14 protein-coding genes are annotated in these 16,915 nt (G+C 68.7%); 3 read left to right on the top strand and 11 right to left on the bottom strand.

Going from position 1 to position 16,915, the window contains the following annotated elements:
- Window positions 1–29: 29 nt before the first annotated feature.
- From ACLJPL_RS15895 to ACLJPL_RS15865, 7 genes are all read right to left on the bottom strand, one after another.
- Window positions 30–1,028: a thiopeptide-type bacteriocin biosynthesis protein gene (locus tag ACLJPL_RS15895; protein ID WP_411081481.1), complete on the bottom strand. Its 999-nt coding sequence runs from the start codon at window positions 1,026–1,028 to the stop codon at window positions 30–32.
- Window positions 1,010–2,242, bottom strand: coding sequence for a lanthionine synthetase C family protein (locus ACLJPL_RS15890; protein ID WP_411081480.1), 1,233 nt, complete (start codon window positions 2,240–2,242; stop codon window positions 1,010–1,012). Before ACLJPL_RS15890 ends, ACLJPL_RS15895 begins: the two co-directional genes overlap by 19 nt.
- A complete protein-coding gene (locus ACLJPL_RS15885; RefSeq protein WP_411081479.1) occupies window positions 2,239–5,304 on the bottom strand; it encodes a lantibiotic dehydratase in 3,066 nt (1,021 codons plus the stop codon). The genes ACLJPL_RS15890 and ACLJPL_RS15885 overlap by 4 nt, the downstream gene beginning before the upstream one ends.
- A gap of 86 nt (window positions 5,305–5,390) precedes the next feature.
- Complete coding sequence (locus ACLJPL_RS15880; RefSeq protein ID WP_012380187.1) at window positions 5,391–5,582, bottom strand: FxLD family lanthipeptide; 192 nt, start codon at window positions 5,580–5,582, stop codon at window positions 5,391–5,393.
- 55 nt (window positions 5,583–5,637) lie between these two features.
- Window positions 5,638–6,873 carry a methyltransferase, FxLD system gene (gene fxlM / locus ACLJPL_RS15875; protein ID WP_411081478.1) on the bottom strand — a complete coding sequence of 412 codons (1,236 nt, stop codon included), beginning with the start codon at window positions 6,871–6,873 and terminating at the stop codon, window positions 5,638–5,640.
- A gap of 218 nt (window positions 6,874–7,091) precedes the next feature.
- Window positions 7,092–7,511 (bottom strand): DUF6415 family natural product biosynthesis protein, encoded by a 420-nt coding sequence (locus ACLJPL_RS15870; RefSeq protein WP_026237980.1) that lies wholly within the window; start codon window positions 7,509–7,511, stop codon window positions 7,092–7,094.
- Window positions 7,508–7,933 (bottom strand): ATP-binding protein, encoded by a 426-nt coding sequence (locus tag ACLJPL_RS15865; RefSeq protein WP_411081775.1) that lies wholly within the window; start codon window positions 7,931–7,933, stop codon window positions 7,508–7,510. The genes ACLJPL_RS15870 and ACLJPL_RS15865 overlap by 4 nt, the downstream gene beginning before the upstream one ends.
- A gap of 618 nt (window positions 7,934–8,551) precedes the next feature.
- Between ACLJPL_RS15865 and ACLJPL_RS15860 the strand changes: the two genes are divergently transcribed.
- From ACLJPL_RS15860 to ACLJPL_RS15850, 3 genes are all read left to right on the top strand, one after another.
- Window positions 8,552–9,424 (top strand): XRE family transcriptional regulator, encoded by an 873-nt coding sequence (locus tag ACLJPL_RS15860; RefSeq protein ID WP_411081477.1) that lies wholly within the window; start codon window positions 8,552–8,554, stop codon window positions 9,422–9,424.
- On the top strand, window positions 9,421–9,948 hold the full coding sequence (locus ACLJPL_RS15855) for a GNAT family N-acetyltransferase (RefSeq protein WP_411081476.1): 528 nt from the start codon (window positions 9,421–9,423) through the stop codon (window positions 9,946–9,948). Before ACLJPL_RS15860 ends, ACLJPL_RS15855 begins: the two co-directional genes overlap by 4 nt.
- 281 nt (window positions 9,949–10,229) lie before the next feature.
- Entirely contained in the window at window positions 10,230–11,225 is a 996-nt protein-coding gene (locus ACLJPL_RS15850) for a hypothetical protein (protein WP_411081475.1), read from the top strand.
- A gap of 141 nt (window positions 11,226–11,366) precedes the next feature.
- Here ACLJPL_RS15850 and ACLJPL_RS15845 read toward each other — a convergent pair whose 3' ends face one another.
- The 4 genes from ACLJPL_RS15845 to ACLJPL_RS15830 form a co-directional block, all read right to left on the bottom strand.
- Entirely contained in the window at window positions 11,367–13,136 is a 1,770-nt protein-coding gene (locus ACLJPL_RS15845) for a relaxase/mobilization nuclease domain-containing protein (protein WP_411081474.1), read from the bottom strand.
- Window positions 13,126–13,650: a plasmid mobilization protein gene (locus ACLJPL_RS15840; protein WP_411081473.1), complete on the bottom strand. Its 525-nt coding sequence runs from the start codon at window positions 13,648–13,650 to the stop codon at window positions 13,126–13,128. The genes ACLJPL_RS15845 and ACLJPL_RS15840 overlap by 11 nt, the downstream gene beginning before the upstream one ends.
- Window positions 13,651–14,141: 491 nt before the next feature.
- Complete coding sequence (locus tag ACLJPL_RS15835; RefSeq protein WP_411081472.1) at window positions 14,142–15,104, bottom strand: DUF2637 domain-containing protein; 963 nt, start codon at window positions 15,102–15,104, stop codon at window positions 14,142–14,144.
- Between the two features lie 424 nt (window positions 15,105–15,528).
- Window positions 15,529–16,809 carry a DUF3631 domain-containing protein gene (locus ACLJPL_RS15830; RefSeq protein ID WP_411081774.1) on the bottom strand — a complete coding sequence of 427 codons (1,281 nt, stop codon included), beginning with the start codon at window positions 16,807–16,809 and terminating at the stop codon, window positions 15,529–15,531.
- Between the last annotated feature and the right edge of the window lie 106 nt (window positions 16,810–16,915).

Genomic DNA, 16,915 nt, shown 5'->3' with positions numbered 1-16,915 from the left:
GGAATCCACGGCGCCGAGGACCTTGTGCGTTAAGTCGCCCTACTCCCGTTGCCATGCAGGATCGCTGTCCTGGCTGCCCAGGCCAGGATGCTCTGCCCGCGCATGGACAGCCCGAGCCGGTTCCAGTGGAAGATCACGTGGTAGCTGAGCACCTGTCGCAGCCCGCGGTTGAGCGTTCCGTACTGGACGCCGCGGGCGAGTGCTTGGCCGACGCTGTGAAACGCGGCGACCCACTCGGCGACGGGTTCCAGCGGGCCTCCGGGGCGCAGCAGGACGTCGCTGTCGGCGAGAAGCAGGGTACGAATCTCCTGGGCTCGGGCGTCGAGCCGCTTCTGCGGAACGTCACTGACGGCCGAGCGCTGCTCCGTCGTGATGACGCGGTCCCAGACATCGCCCTGCTCATACCACTCCAACCGTGCGGCGCGCATCATGATGGTGCACAGGAGGACGGACAACTCCCTGGGTCCGATGGCTAGATCGTCGCGCTGGAGCAGATGCTGGATCTCTTGGCTGTCGGTGACGAACAGGGCGTGCGCGGCCGCCATGCTGGTCATTCCGCCGAACGCTGGCGTCTCCGGTTCGTAGATGCCGGGCCACCAGCGCTGAAGGTGTCCTTCGGACACGAGGCGGTCGAAGCCGTCCGCGACGGCCAGCTTGGCACCGTTTACGGGCTGGATCCGGAGACGCAGCCTCCAGCAGGGATGCTTTCTGGTGTACCACCAGCCGTCGATCGTGTCGGCGGCTTCCGCCTCGCGCAAGATGGGCAGGACATGCGCGGCGAAGGTGCTGTCGGCATCCGACCAGTCTGTGAAGTGAAGGTACGTCTGCCACCAGTCGGTGGTGGCTGCGTGGCGGGCCAGGGCTTCTCGGCCGGCCTGGTCGTAGACCGCGACCGCCTCCGAGAGGACCACAGGGTCTATCCGGTACTGCTGCGCCGCGTCGGCGAGCGGCAGGCCGGCCAGGACGGCGAGCACTGCGTGCTGCGTCGGACTCGGCTCACTTGCCTGAGTCAGTTGATCAAGAGACATGCGTCCCATCCAGTGCTCGGTGCCTGTTGCGAGGCGGACGTGGTGAGGGCGAGCGCGGTGCCAGCGGCGCCATTGATCAGGCCGGGAGCCGCGAGGGAGCCGGGCCGGCCGAATGCGGCGAGGGCGGTACCAAGGCGTTCCGGGAGGGCGTGAAGGCGTGGGTCGAGCGCGTCTGCGGCTGCGCGGTGAGCGGTCTGGTAGATGCCCGCCCATCCATGGCAGAGACCGCTGTCGGTGACCAGGGCGAGTTGCGCGGGATCGGACAATGCCCGGTACAGGGCGTCCTCGTAGAACTTCTGGAGCGTGGGTGAGCGTAGGGCGATCCCCGCGAGCTGGCCTGCCCGCGCGATGCCCGTCGTGCCGTAGCACCAGCTCGGACGGGCGAGGGTGCTTTTGTGGGGCCGTCGGCGGTCGAGATCGCGCCGCGAGATGTACTCGGGCCACCACGGGCCGGAATCGCCGTGCTGACACCAGGCGTCGAGGTGGGCGCAGATGGTCAACATGGCGTCCTGGTGGCCATCTACGGTGACGCCTCGGCGCGTGGCCTGGGCTAGGAGGAGGAGCGGGCCTGTGATGCCGTGGGCCGCGCCGAAGTTGCCGTGCCCGCCCGGGAAGTGGGGCGACTCGCCGCGCGCCGGGTCATGGCGGACCCACCAGCCGGGCAGCCCGCGCCCGTCAGCGGCGAGCGGCCGGGTCAGGGCGACGAGGTATTGCAAGATCCTTTCCAGGGCTGGGCCCTCGGGCTCGGTGCGCAGGAGGTAGGCGCCGATCCCGGTGAGGCCGTGGAAGAGGTCGTACTCCGCGAAGGTCGGCAGGTCTCCCCTGCCGATGCGGGCGAGCGCGGCGTCCACACGGCGGTGGGCGAGGCCGGTGATGTGCTGGTGCAGGGTCGTGCGCGCCGAGGCATACAGATGCCGGTACGCCGGGGGAACGGCGGTGAGGACGAAGCCGACGGCCGGGGCGCCGAGGAACAGGCCCGTCTGGTCGGCCGCGCTGATGGGTCCGGAGGCCGCACTCGTGATCCACCGGTGCGCGGAACGCCAGGAGCCGCCGTACCTGCTGGCGATCTCGATGTGCAGCAGGCTGATTCCGGCAGCGCCGTCGGCGAGCGATTGCACCGCCCAGGGCTCCTCCGGGGGCGGGGGAGGAGGCTCAGCCAGATCAGCTGTGTACTGCCCCAAGATTGTCGTGGCGGTGGATGCCAGCGTGGTCATCGGGCCGCCATCCGGTGCTGGAGGGCCGCTGTACGCACGAGCCGGATCGTGGTCTCCTCGCTGCGCGGATCGACGCCAAGAGCTCGAACGTGGTGCTGGTGCAGCAGCGACCGGGCGACATCGAGCGGATGACGTTCACTGACCAATGCGGTCCGGTAGAAGTCCACTGCGGCGGCGCGGACTCGCCACGCTTCGGCGACCTGCCTGCCCCCGGGGAGGGACGCGAACGCAGAGGCACCGTTCGGCCCGGAGAGTTCGAGCACCTGGCCGCGCAGGGTCCGGTCCAACCGTCCTGTGCCCTGCGGGAGGTTGCCCACCAGCCACTCTTCGGCCGCCGCAGCGTTCGGTGCCAGGGGAGTGACGAGGTGCAGGGCGCTGGCGGCGGCGAGGGCCTGTGGTGCGAAGGCATCGGTGTGTTCGGCGAGTTGGATCTGCGCAAGGGCGGCGGCGGAGTCCGCGGCGAACACCTGGTGCGCGGCGTCCATGGCCGGCCCGTGGCCGAAGCGTCCGGTCTGCGGCTGGTACGGGGCCAGGACGAATCCGGACGCGAGCCCCATCGCGTGCAGGCTGTCGGCCCAGGCGCGGACGTGCTGTGCGCCGACTCCGTACGAGTCCGGCGACAGGAGCAGGGTGAGGTCGAGGTGCTGGTCGGCGTCCGGCCGGGCCATCTCCCGGTGGCGGGTGAACCACCAAGTCGGCGGCTCCTCCCCGAATGCGGCGAGCAGGTGGGGGACGTGGTGGCTCAGAATCTCGTCGTAGCGGCGCGGATGGGCGTGGAGCTGTGCGTGAAGAACGTTGCCGCCGCCCGGCAGGTGCCGCTGGGCGCCCGGCGACGTAGTGGAGCGTGGCCGGGGCACGTACGGGGTGTCCGGCTCGGAACGGTCCAGCGAGAGCCAAATCTCGTGTGCCCGTCCGATCCAGCCGTGGGCGTCTGCGTCCGGTACCTCGCGCAGTTCCACGCGCCGGGCGTTGTCGAGGTGGGCGCGCAGGACCCGGAGGTGGACCGGGTGGGACAGGTCGAGCGGGAGGCGCTGGTCGTACTCGATGACGGCGACCTGCATCGGGACCCGCAGCCGGTCCCGCCAGGCAGTGAAGGCGTCCTCCCACTCCTGCCTCGGGGCTTTCCGGGCGGGCAGGTCTTCCGCCACCAGTAGCCATCGCGCCTGCGTGAGGATGGTACGGCGGTAGCGGACCCGAGGGAGGTACGGGAGCCGAGAACCGGCGCCGAAGTCGAACGGCTTGTATGCGGCGTACCGTCCGTTGGCCACCTCGGCCAGGAAACGGGCCAGCGGCGGGGTCTGGGTTCCGCCTTCCAACGCGTGCAGGACCCGCACGTCGATGAGCCGACCGGTGGAGAGCTGCACGAGATGGAAACTGCGCGGGTCGGCGGTGACGGCGATGTCAGCGAGCTGGATCGTCGTCTCGTCGCGCTCCTGGTGCCCGGACAGCTCGATGATGTGCGGCAGGAGTCGCGATGTGCGGGTGACGTTCTCGTTGCGGTGCCGACGCGGCGGGAACACGAGCTGCGCCGTGAGGCGGTCCGGTGCCCCGCTATAGCTGGTGGCGAGGGCATCTTGGTGCTCGGGCGGCAGGACGTGCGCGAACCGGCCCGCCATGCTGCTGCCGGGGCGGGGCACCGCCGTGAGCAGGAGGTCGAACGTGCCGCTGGACAGCGCCCGGGTGCTGGGGGCGTGGATCTCGAAGGCGGCCTCCACTCGGGGCACGAACAGCCGCTCGTCCGTTCCGGCGGCCTTCTCCAGGGCATGGACCATGTCGTCCGTCAGCCGCAGTTCGTCGCGGCCGTCGAGGAGGACTTGCTGCATCAGCGAGAGCAGCAGCTCGTCGCGGTCTGTGCGCACCTTCAGGGAGGCTCCGCGTTCGGAGCCGATGTATCCGGCGGGCAGCCCGAGGCCGCTGTCGGCAACCAGGTCCATCACCGGCACCAGGGCGCCGACGCCGTACCGGGCCCGGAACCGGCGGTGGTAGTCGCGCCAGTGCTGGTAGCCGTAGGGCTGTGGGGTGGTCCGGTAGAGGGCCGACACGGCTGCCTGCGCTTCCGCAATCACGGCCTGCGGGAGCTGGGTCTCGCAGTCGAGGGCGGTGTCAATGAGCAGCGGTGTCGGCGTGACGGGGGTGAGGGCGCGCATCCGCGTGGCGAGGGTACTCACGCTGATGTCGGAGAGTGTCGGCTGGTGGGCGGATACCTCGTCGCGTAGTGCGTACAGCTCGTGGACCAGGTCACGCACGTCAGGGATGTTGTCTGCGCCGTGCTGTTCCAGTTCGTGGCACAGGTGCTGGAGGGGGTCCACGGTGGTCATGGGTGCCCACAGGCTGGTGATGAGGAACTGCTGCTCGACCAGGCTGGTGAGAAGCGCGTCGATCTGCTCCGGTGTGGCCTGGGGGAAGCTGTCGCGCAGGTGGCGGTACAAGGTGCCGTAAGGGATGGGCGAGCGGGCGGCGTCCATGACGGCGGCCACCGGCCGGGCATTGCGGACGGATATCTCGACCGGGGCCAGCAGGACGGCGTGCCCGTCGGAGGGCGGGCCCGGCGCCACGAGCCGATCGCCCCGCGTGCGGGCTGCGTTGTTGGCGACGAGCGGGAGCCGCGCCAGTAACGCGGGGATGCGCTGGAGCCGGAGGACCATGTCGGTGACCCATTCGGAGTCCGGCCGGATCAGCACGCGGTGCTTGTCGCGCCACCGCGCGCTTGCCCTGGGCCCGACCGTCACCGGAGCGGTGCCGGCGAACAGGCCCAGCGGGGTCGGCCGGTGTTGCCACCGCAAGAGGTAGGAGACCGTCGACACCGCAGTGCGGCGGACGTGACGGGGCTCGGACTGCCGGCCTTGGACGACTGCTTCGACGGCGTCGGACAGGACGGGGGTGGCCAGCTCCAGCGCGTTGCGGAAGCCATCGCATTCCCAGACGCGGTTCAGCCACTCGCGAGTGACGGCCACGTTGTCCAGGTCGAGGGTACGGGGGATGTCTGCCGGCCCGGGGCTGGTGGTGGCGCGCAGCATGGCAGCGCCCTGCCATCGGTAGTCGGCGACTGCTCGGGAAACCATGGGGCCCTCCGTCTGGCGGGGCGGGTGAGGAGCCGGTGGGCCGAGCGGAACACTTCGCTCGGCCCACCGGCAGGGAACGGCCTGGATCAGGCCGGGTCCTCCGTGAAGGAGCCGCAGGCGGAGGCGCCGGTCGCGCAGGTGGTGCCGCAGCCGTCGCCCGTGGAGCACATGAGCTTGCCGTACGCGTGCTCGGCGATGACGACCTTCACGTCCAGGGGTGCGAAGTCGTCGTCCAGGCCCGCCAGCGGGGCGGGAGGGGCCAGAGTGGCGCTCGTCATGTTCGTGCCTTTCTTCTTGGTGTCCGGATGGTGTGGAACAACCTGGCTTCCGGCGTTACGCCGAGGGCCAGGAGAGCGAGACCCGGCTGTGCACCTTGTCGATGACCCGGTCGGCCGGGATCTGGTCATCAGGGGTGTTGGCCGGATAGACCCGGATGACCGGGCTGGGGCCCCCGCGCCGGCTGGCCTCCCAGTCACGGAGCACGTCGGCGACCTGGTCGGCGAACTGCTCCGCGTTCGGGCCGAGGGCGTGCACGCCGTATTCGATGTGCTTGTTGTCATCGGTGCGGCGGGTGACGAGGTAGGCGAAGGTGTCGTCCTCGACGGCGGCGAGGGCGAACCGCTTGTTCACGGGGGTGACCAGGCCCCTGTCCAGGTCCTCGTCGACGGCCATCGTGCAGAAGCCGGGCAGGCTGATGGCCATGGCCATCTGGAGGGTGTCGATGAGTTCCGAGAGGCCGATGACGACGCCTGTCCACAGCTCGTGGCGCGGGAACGTGACCGCGTTGTCCAGTCGGTGTGGGTCGGCCGGTAGCCCGTCATCGAACTTCAGCCCGATCTCCGGTGTGCCGTTGACGAGAAGAAGTTCTTCCCGGTGGGCTGTCGAGCCCTGCATCGGGACGAAGCCGCAGATGAGCGCCGACACGCTCTCCAGGTACGGGCCGTGTTCGCCCGTGATCTGGGTAAAGGCGACCGACCGGGTCAGGCCACGCATCCGCAGCGGCACCACAAGTCGACCGCCCTGCTTGAGCTGCGCGGTCCACGCCGGAGCGATGTCCCAGGCTCCGGCAGTCACCATGACGACGTCGACCTCGCCGAGCTCCGGAATGGGCTCGGCGGCGTCGGCGGTAAGGACGCGTACCCGGTCGTAGCCGTGCTCGTCCAGGAGCCGGTGCGCCCGCTCGGTGACTACGGGGTCGATGTCCACGGTGACGACCTCGCCGTGCTCGCCCACGAGTTCGGCGAGGTAGGCGGCGTTCAGCCCGCCCGAACCGATCTCCAACACGCGCATGCCGGGCTTCACCTGGGCCTGCTCCAGCATCATCGCCTGGATCTGCGGGGCGGAGACGGAGCTGAGCTGCACACCGTGCTCGTCCGTCTTGGTGATCACTGCCGCGTACGTGTCGTACGCCTTGTCCAGCGGGGTGTCGGGAATGAACGCGTGCCGAGGTACCTTGCGCATGACGGCTTCGATCTCCGAGGAGGAGATGTCGCCGCCTGCGCGCAACTCGTCCACCACCTTGTTCCGGAGACGGGTCGCTTCGTCGGGCTCGACGGTCGTGTTCGTCATGGACTTCCTTCAGTCGTGCGTATGGGGGATGCAGGCCAGCGGTCGCGTGCCGGATGGGTCGGGTAATCCAGGGGAGAGCGCGCTCGGTTCTCGTCGGCTGACCGACAGGGCCGCGCTGGACGGAGAGCTGGGAGGACCACGCCCGCGGAGGGCTGCCCGGCGGGCCGGTTCGTGTCGACCAGCCCGCTGGGTGGCTCGCGGGTGGCAAGGGGCGTGCGTCAATCGATCTCCTTGATGTAGCGAGCCTCGATCAACACTTCGATCAGGTCAGCGGTCACGAAGGCGAGACGGCGGGCGAGTCCGACGGCCTGCCGATAACCAGCCGGAGTGGGCTCCTCCAACAGAGGAACTCCTCGCTCGACAAGGCGGGTCATCTCAGCACTGGGCGGGAAGCTGTCGTCAGCCACCGTGATGTCGCTGAGCTGCTTCAGGCGTCTGCGGAGGCGGCCGAGCAGGGCGACAGCCGTTGCAACAGGTGGCGGCTGACTGCCGATCGCCGCGTCGAGGTCGTCGAAGACCTCCTCGATGTCGAGGGGTTCCCACGCCCGGAACCGCTCCAGCACGAGCCGTAAACCGTCCGCGTCGAGCGGTGGCGTCCACTCCTGGGCTGGAGGTTTCGGAGCCACTGCCGTGCTCACTGCTCCCTCCCCGCCGGCGTCTCGACCACAGCCCAGGTGACCTTGCCCCACGGGTGCGTGTCGTAGCCCCACCGGGCGCTCATCGCCGCGACCAGACTCAGACCCCGGCCGCTCTCAGCGTTCAGGTCGGCCGTTTTCAGATGGGGAGCGTCGTGCGAGCGGTCGGAGACCCCGATGCGGACGGCACCGTTGCTCGGTCGCTCGATGTGGATTCGCGACACCAGGGTCTCGGTGTGCTCGACGGCGTTGGCCAGCAGTTCAGTGACGATGATCTTTCCCCAGCCGGTCACGTCGTCGTCCATGCCCCAGACCGCCAGCACCTGGGAGATGAAAGCGCGGGCGAGGCTCACGGACTCACGTACGCAGGGCACCTCTGCGGCGTAACCCGGGGAGCCGATCGCATTCGGTTGAGCGACGGTCATGGTCACGAGGTCTTTCCCTCCGGCTGGGGTTCCCGGTGCGGACAAGCAAGGCAGCACCGGGCTTTCCTCCGTGCCGCCGCACCGAACCCGGCTTGGCGACCGATGACCAGTCAACGAGCGACGAGCGCAGCGCAACAGGAAGAGTCCCGGATCCGTACACGCCACCAACCGGAAGACTTTGCGTTTCCATTACCCGAGCTCTAGGTGTCAGCGTGACGGTGGAGCTACGTTCGGTGCATGGGAGGAAATCTCGTTCTTCAGGACCGACTTGATCAACTCGGTCTGACGCAGGAGGAGTTGGCGGCACGCCTGAACGCCGCGCTGCAGGAGATCACCGGTCGGCCTGGCGACATCTCCTCCCGGACGGTGCGCAACCTGCTCAACGGATCAAGCCGACGTCCAATCGGACGCACTTGCGCCGCACTTGAGCGTGTGTTCGGCTGCCCCGTGGCGGACTTAGGGTTCAGCGCACCCAGCTCCATGCAACATCCCCCGGAGGGCCCCGTGCGGCGTCGCGACTTCATCGCTTCCACTACCGGGACGGCAGCCGCAGTCGTTCCCGTGGTCAAGCAACGTCGGTCGGTCGGCATGACGGACGTGGCCCGAGCATCGGCCGGCATGAACCTGCTCGTGGAGGCCGACGACCGCCAAGGCGGGCACGCCTCCCTGGCGACCGCGGCCCTCGAAGCTCGCGCAAAGGTGCTGGAGCTTCAGCAGCGGAACGCCAGCGAACGTGTACGCCGTGCCCTGTACGCGCTCGCGGCCGAGTTCACCACCGTCGCCGCCTGGTCGTGCATCGATCTGCGTGACCTGGACAAGGCCCGGACGTACCTGCACGAGTCGTCCACGTTCGCCGGCCTCTCCCAGGACCCGCCCACGGCCATGCGCGTGTGGGTCAACATGGCCATGCTCGCCTACCAGCGGAAGAACTGGCCGGAACAGCTCGCGGCAGCTCAGGCGGCCAACGCCTCCCCAGCCGCCCGCCGAGACCCGTTCTTCGGCTCCATGGGCCGCGTCCGCCTCGCGCTCGCCCACTCGTCGCTGGGAGACCTGCGGGCCGCTCGCCGGTCCTTGGGCGCAGCGCAGGAGAACTACCGGAAGGCGGCCGAGGACGAGCGTCCTCGGTGGACCGCGTTCTACGGGCCGGCGGAACTCAACCACCTCGCGGCGATCATCCTCAACCACAACGGGGAGTCCGCCGAAGCCGAGGCGATGGCTCACCGGTCCCTGGCCAAGGTCCCGGCGGAGTTCCAGCGCAACCGCGCGCTGGCCACCTGCCAGCTCGCCCTGGCGCAACTCCGCCAGGGCGAGCCCGAGCAGGCTACGGCGACCGCGGGCACCGTCTTCACGATCATGGAGGGCGCTCCACTGCCGGGGCGCATGCGCACCCTGATCGGAGACTTCCACCGAGACCTGTTCCGGCTGGCGCCGTCGACGACGTACGCCCGCGACTGGGCAGACCGCATGCGAGATGAATGGAGCCGAACGTGACCAGGGTGATCGACCTGCGGCACTACGGACAGGGAAGCCTCCCCGAGGGCTTCAAGCAGATGCTGATCGACGTGCACGCCGACGCCTACGCCGACGCGATGGACAACGAGTTCAACCAGCGGTTCCCGTGGTTCGTCGATCACTGGTCAGGGATGGACGGCTTCACCTGCGTCGTCGCCTTCGACGGCGACGAGCCGACCGGCTTCGCGTACGGCGCCCCGCTCCAGCCGGGCCGTGAGTGGTGGCGTTCCACGGCGTTCGCGCCGAACAACGGCTACACCGCGACCTACGCCGTCTCCGAAGTCATGGTGCGCCCGCAGTGGCGGGGGCAGGGGATCTCGGAGCGGCTCCACGAGGCCCTGCTGAAGGAACGCGGTGAAGCCCTTGCGGTGCTCCTGGTCGACGTGACGCACCCGAAGGTTCAGGGTTTGTACGAGACGTGGGGCTACGAGAAGGCGGGTGAGCAGCAGCCCTTCGCTGACTCCCCGGTGTACGCGGTCATGGTGAAGAGGTTGCACCCGTGAGCAGTTCCGCTCCAGAGCCGCCCACGTACGACGTCATTTTTTAACAGTTCGTGATCGCTGCGGGCAGGGGCGAGCATTGTCGGTGAGTCCGGATTGGCCTATGGAGAGGTGACCGTGTAGTGGCCGTATACGTAAGACGGAACCGGACGGATGCATCGCCAAAGCGAGCTGCGGAGCCGGACAGTGAGTTCTTCGAGAGAATTGCCGGGCCTTTTTGGGATCAGGTAAGGGATGTGATCAATGAGTGGTGGTCGCATCTTCCGGCTCAGTCTCGTCCCGGCATGCGTAGTAGGCTGCTGGACCGTAACTCTGGCACGAACGTCTTCTCGGCATTGTGGGAGCTCTACCTGCACGAAATGCTGATCGGCTCCGGCTGCAAGGTGGCGATCGAGCATAGTGTCGGAACTACGGGTAAGAACCCCGACTTCCATGTTAGTCGAGAGGGTGAACGATTCGTCGTCGAGGCGATCTGGTCGGCCCAGCGCCTGGCTGACATGGGTGAACAGATCCCGCCCCCGTTGATCGACGCCATCGATAATGTGCCCAGTCCCAACTTCTTCCTGTCGTACTCCGTTCACGCGATGGGTGCGGCAGCGCCTTCGCAGAAGCGGTTGAAGAACGGCTTGGTGCAGTGGCTCAGCAGCCTGGACCCCGACCAAGTCATCGCAGACTACGAGCGTAAAGTGCCACTGCCAAGGCATACCTGGCAGGAAGCCGGCTGGAGCCTGTCATTCGAGGCGATACCCCGAAGTCCTGGAAAGCGAGACGACCCGGCAGCCAGGGCAATTGGGGTTTACCCTTCGATTAGCTGGCTCGATGTCGGGTCGGATCGGGTGCTCGACGCGGTCAAGAAGAAGGGGAGCAGGTATGGTGACTTGGGGATGCCATTCATCGTGGCGGTGGGCCACGCGGCTTTCTTTCCTGAGAATCGAGATGTCGAGACAGCGCTATACGGGGCCTCGGTCGAGTATGTCCACACCGGCACTCCGGTCATCGGTCGTCTATCCAACGGCTATTGGAACTCCACCTATGATCACGCCCACGGAAAAGTCAGCGGCGTTCTCACCGTCGACAACCCAGCACCGTGGACCTGGGCAAAGAACACCCCCGTTCTTTGGCACAGCTCGGATCCCGCCTCGCTTCCGGCCCCCGTCCTGCCCTCCTGGGCTACTGCACAGCTCGCCGACGCCCAGGTCGAAAGGCACATGCCAACCTGTCCCATCCAGGATGTCCTCGGCCTCCCCCAGCTTTGGCCAGTCGGTGATGCCTTTCCCTGACGGCTGCCGGGGCAGCACAGCAACCGGTCTCGCCAGCTCATCCGGCCGCCGGATCCCGAGTCCGACCGGCTGACGGGTAAAGGCGCTCGTGAAGATCCGCCTCACGAGCGCCTTTCGTGGTTCCGGACGGGGAAGTGCACGTCAGTGACCTGGACGCAGGCGTTTCACGTCCGTCGGCTGGAGTTGAACGGCCGGAACGGACGGTGCGCCCGTCTCCGTCGTCAGACGGTTGTTGCGAGCACTACGGGTTGTCGCGCTCCGAGCTCGCTGGCTGACTTGCCCGGCCGTGGCGGTCCGCAGGCGCCAGACCAGGACTTCGGCCGGTCGGTCCGCGGTGTCGAGCTCCCGTTGCTCTGACAGGTCGGCCAAGGCCCGGCGCGGCGGGTTGCCGGCGGACTCGGCTTGGGCGAGGGCAGTGGACAGCGCGGGCCAAGCCGGGTCGGCGAGGATGCGATGCGCGTGGTCGGGGATTGTGGCTCGGACGGCTGCGGCGAGCCGATCCTGTGCCTGGGGACTCAGGGCACGTGCGGCGAGCTTGGCGAGGGCCGGTCGGGCGGCGTGCTGTTGGGCGGCTCGAAGGTGGACGAGGGACTGCTGGGCCGCTGCCGCCTGCTGCGCGTGACCACGCTGGGCGTGCCACTCGGCAAGGGCGATGAGCAGGAATACGGCAGAGGTGAGCGCGGCGGCGACGAAGTCGCCGTCCCTGCCGGTGGACGAGGTCAGCAACGTCCTTCCGGCCTGACGCAGAGCGTCGGCGGCTCGATGGTCGGCTCGGATGGCGGAGCGGTTGGCGCGGTTGAAGGCGATGGCTGCCGCTTGAATTTCTGCCCGGAGCTGGCGCGGCGCAGAGACTGCGGTGTTGTGCAACAGCTCGGCGAATGCCGCAGCCTGAGCCTGCACTTTGGCGTCGGCCTTATCGACTGCCGTTCCCTCGGTGGCCCCGGTGACCAGCGAGTAGGCGGCGCGCAGCTCCCCATCGGCTTGCCGCCAGGAGGCGCCTGCGTCCGTACGGCTTGTGTGCAACGCCGTGGCCTGCCCTGCAGCCTTGCCACCGGCCAAGCCGAAGCGCTCACGGAGCCGGTTTAGGGACAGGTCCGGAGCGAGTGCCGAGCCGCTGTAGAAGATGGGCTCGCCCTTGGCATCGGTGTCGTCAGCGGTGGCGAGGCTGTAGCCGGTGACCTCTCCGGTGACGGGACCGAGACGGGGGCGGACCTTGATCCCGAGAGACGTCAGTACGGCGAAGAACTCGTCCTCGTCGCGGGTTGCCGCCGCGGCGGCGTAGGCGTGCTCGCGAAGCCAGACCCGGGCTGTGTTCTTGCGTCCCTGTCGTTCGGCCTTGGCGACTTCCGGCCCGGACGGCGTCTTCGGCGCGGTCGCGTCTCCTGGCTTCAACCGACGCAGACCGAGTTCGGTCTCGATCCTGCGGCATTCGGCCTGGGCCCGTCGGCCGTCGCCCTTGTTGCGGGGGCGACGGCCGTCTTCGCGGACGCTGGTCGCCATGATGTGAATGTGGTCCTCGGCGTGCCGCACGGCGATCCACCTGCACGCGGCGTCGTCGCCGTGTTCGGCGATGCCCGTGGAGTGGACGATGCGGCGGGCGACCTCCGCCCACTCTTCGTCGGTCAGGTAAGGGTCGCCAGGTGCGGTACGGACGGGGCAGTGCCACACATGCTGCGGCACCTTCTTTCCCAGCCGCTGTTCACGCAGCTTTACGGGTTGGTCGAGGTAGTCGGCCAACTCGCTGAGGGCTCCGTGGTGCTGGTCGAGGGGAACACGGCCGGGGTCGTTGATGCCGGGCATCGCAAACGCGGCGACGATGTGCGGGTCGGTGTGCTCGTTACGGCGGCCGGGGCCGAAGAGGTAGGACAGGAGGCCACGGCTGCGGTCACCCGTGGAGACATCAGGCACCACGGCGACCACCCCCGGCGAGGGCTTGGTCCAGCAGCAGGCGAGCGCGTTGGGCGACCTGGTGCAACTCGCTGAGGGTGTCTTCGGCTTGATCGGGCAGCTCGCCCTGGTGGACGGTGCGGACGAGCTGATTGAGGTTGTTCCCCACGCGTCCGAATTCCCTGACCAGCTTGCCGAACAGAACCATCAGGTCCTGGGTGGCCTGCGGAGACGGGAGCGGAGCGACGCCTTCAGGACGGCGGTCGGACAGGTATGCATGGGCGAAGGTGAGGGCGCAGTCCATGAGGTACGCCGAACGGGAACGCTTCGCCCTACGGGCGGCGAGGTCGATGAACGCACGCTCCGCCGGTTCGGCCGAGCAGGTCAGTTGCAGAGTGCGCTTGGTCCCGGAGCGGGGCCGGTAGAGCACCTCACTCAGGTGCCGGCGACGCTCGGCGCCGGGCGCGATGTCGGCATGAATAGGGGCAGGGACATCGTTGGCGGCGACACCGTGCTGCATGAACACGCCGGCGTTCACGGTCGGCGCTTGACGTACGACAGGGGCGGCGGTCGGCTCGCTCGGCTCGGCGGGCGGCTGCTTGTCCTGGTGGAGGCCGCGCTCGGCCCCCTCGTCTGCCTTCGTCCTGGCCCCCCGGGCCAGGACCGGATCCGCCCCCGCTGGGGCGGATCCGAGCGCGAAGTCCGCATCGCCCCCAGGCGATGTGGACTTCGCCCCAGCTCGCTCCGCTGTCCGGTGGAGGGCGTCTCCGCCAAAGCCTTGGTCGGACGTGGGCGGGTGCGGCGAGTGGCGACTACGGGGCGGCGAGGATTGGGAGGACGTGGCCTTGCGGGAGAAGGGATTGCGGCGCACGGGAGTCTGTAGGCTCCTCTCTGAGTGTGGTCTGGGGTGGCTGGGGCGAGTGTCCGGGGACTCGACGGCTTGGCCCGGCCGGGCACCTCGTGTAGTGGACCGGGAAGCAGGCGCTGTCCGGAATCAGTTCGGTCCCGGACAGCACCCTGCGATGCCGGTCAGCTGTCCGGGTGCGGACGGGCGTCGGCACTGTCCCGTACCAGCGCCATCGCTTCGGCGAGCCGATCGGTGCCGGCGCCGAGTCCGGCTTCGGTGATTGCCTTACGGGCGATGTCGCGGGTCAGTCCGGAACTCCCTGGATGAGCGGCCCTGATGACGCGTGCCAGCTCGGTGATGGAAGCCATCGCGGGACGTCCGCCAAGGCTCGTCGCCGGAGGGCGACCGGAATCCCCCTGGGAGCGCTGGCCTGTGGCTTCTCGTCGCCGTACGAGTTCGGCGTCGGCTTCGTCGCGATCGGCATCCTCGTCGTATCCAGTTTCGGACGAGCTTTCGTCGGCCGCGGCCAAGGGGGCGGTCTCCGTGGCCATGCGAGTGGACTGCTGCTGCCTGGGCCGAGCTGCCATGAGAAGGTCCGCGCGGGCGGTGTACGGAACCCCGGCCGGTCGGTCTGGTACCGGTTGCGTACCGTCCTGATACTCAAGGACGTTTGCGTCCACCGACGTTCGGACGGTGGAGCTACCGCCGTAGCGGGTGATCAGGATGTGCAGGTGTGTCGCTCCGGCAAGGGCGAGCGGTGCGATGGCAGACAGCACCGTGACGGTGCCGTCGCCCAAGCGGAGGGTGACTGCGCCGGGCCCGTTCAGGGCGAGGGCGTGCAGACCGTTCGCCCAGATGCTGGCGGCGGTCGCCGTGCTGAACAGTGTCCACGCATACAGCCGTGCGGGCATCGGCGCTTCGCGCAGGACCAGCAGGGCGCGGACGCCGTAAGCGATGAAGCCGTCGATCACTACAGGGAAGAGGTAGGCCAGTTGGTCGCGGATGTGCACGGCCGTGGCCATCTGTCGCAGCGCGTCGTAGGAGAGAGCGCATCCGGCGATGCCGAGCAGGATGATGGCGAGCCGGTCCCACCACGTGGCGCGGTGACGGCTGGCCGGTGCGGTGGGTATGGCGGAGTCGGGCATGGGCGTGGGGCTCCCCTCGGGGCATGGTGTGAAAGGTGGTGCGTGGTGATCCGTCTTGGCCGTCTTGCCGTTGAAGCAGCAGGTCAGAGGCAGTACGGCGGCCGGTGGCATGACGTCTCAGCGCCGTGCGAGGCGTGTCCCTCCGAGTGGTCACGGTCGGCAGGCGGACACGTTGGTGGGCGGGCGCGCCGGTAGTGCCGTGTTGTCACTTCGAGTCCCAAGACGGATGGTCATCCGTCTTGGGACGCTGTGCCGTCTTGGCGAAACCGCCTCTGACCTGCGTTTACGTGGCTGGGACGGCAAGGACGCCACGAGACGGATATGGGCGGGTCCGCCCGCAGAATTCGCGATGGCAGGCTGGCGCTTCACGGCGGTCGGCCCGGTGCGGGTGCCGTCGACGAGCTGTCGACGGCACCCGTGAAGGTCACTTGGTCGGTGTGTCTCTGCTGCCGTCCGAGCCGATCTCGGGGTGGACGGTGGGGCAGTAGCGCTTCCAGGCGTCGGTGAACTTCGTCCGCGTATAGCCCTTGAGTTGGTTGCCGTCGGGCATGCGGACGTTGCCGGAGCGGATGCCGTACTCCCGCAGCAGCCCTGCCAGGGCGCGCGGGCTCAGGCCACCGCGTCCGGCTTCGGCCCACGGAGCTTCGGGTTCGGAGTTGAGGCGGTAGAGCAGGGCGTCGGTGGACACGCTCTCGGGGTCACCTGCGGCGGCGAAGGCGCGGCGGATGTCGGCGAGGATCCGGGCGTTGGAGGGGTTGTCCTCCTCGGCCTGGGCCTCGGCGGTGACCATCTGTTCGCACGCGGTGCGGGCGCGCTCGGGCCAGGTGCCGCCCGCGAGGTCCGCGACGATCACCAAGGGCTCCCACGTGTCGGCCGCCCGGTCCTCGACCGGCATTTTCGGCTCCAGGTGGAGGGCCTGCTCGGCCACTGAGGCGGTCCAGCGCGCCAGGTGAGCCCGCAGGGAGCGCAGGGCGGGGCTGACGCGGCGTGTGCGGTACGGGCTCACCTGCTCGCCCTCCGCGCGGCGCCTCATCCGGATCACGACGGACCGGTCCATGATCGTGTCGGGCAGGTCGCCGATGCCGGCGAGCGCTGCCATGGCGAAGGTCGCGAAGGAGTGGGGCGTGTGCTCCTTGCCGACGACCCGCAGTACCGGTCGGCCGCGCTGGTGCCCGGCATTGAGCAGGCCGCGCATCTCCTCGTTCTTCTCGGCGACCTTGGGGCTGCCGAAGATGGTGTCGGCTTCGTCCACGAGGAGGGTCGGCGGCTCGTCCGAGATCGAGCGGAAGATGGCCGCTGCCGTGGAATTCACGGTGATCACGGGCTTGTGGACCGTCTCGGTGAGCAGATCGAGCAGGCGGGACTTGCCGCACCGCTTCGCCGGGCCGACCACAGCGAGACGCGGGGCGTGCTGCCACACCTGTTGGAGGTGGGTGGCCGCGATCCACAGCACGGTTGCGTCCAGTGCCTGCTCGCTCGGGAGGACCACGAATCGGGCCAAGGCGGTGCGCAGCTCGTCCAGTGGCGCGGCGGCGGCGTCCGGCTGGCCACGGTGCGGTGATGGGGTGCCGCTCGGACGGGGTGCCGCAGGGGCGGCGGGGGCGGTACTCTCGTTCACGGAGATCCTCACTCGGCGGCTCCGGGGGGCAACCCGGTCCGCCGCGGTCGACTGTCCTGGGATGGGCGGTGGCGAGGTTTCCTGCAGCCCCCGGTGTTCGTAGCGCCGGGGGTTTTCGCGTTCCTCGGGGCACCTACGCGGTTAACCTCCTGGCGGTTCTTTTTCGGATGCCCTTATAGCATAAGTGTGCACG

The sequence above is a fragment of the Streptomyces sp. cmx-18-6 genome, from assembly GCF_046548915.1.
Taxonomy (GTDB): Bacteria; Actinomycetota; Actinomycetes; order Streptomycetales; family Streptomycetaceae; genus Streptomyces.
Note: the sequence above shows the minus strand (reverse complement) of the source record. Positions and strands in the feature narration are given on the sequence as shown.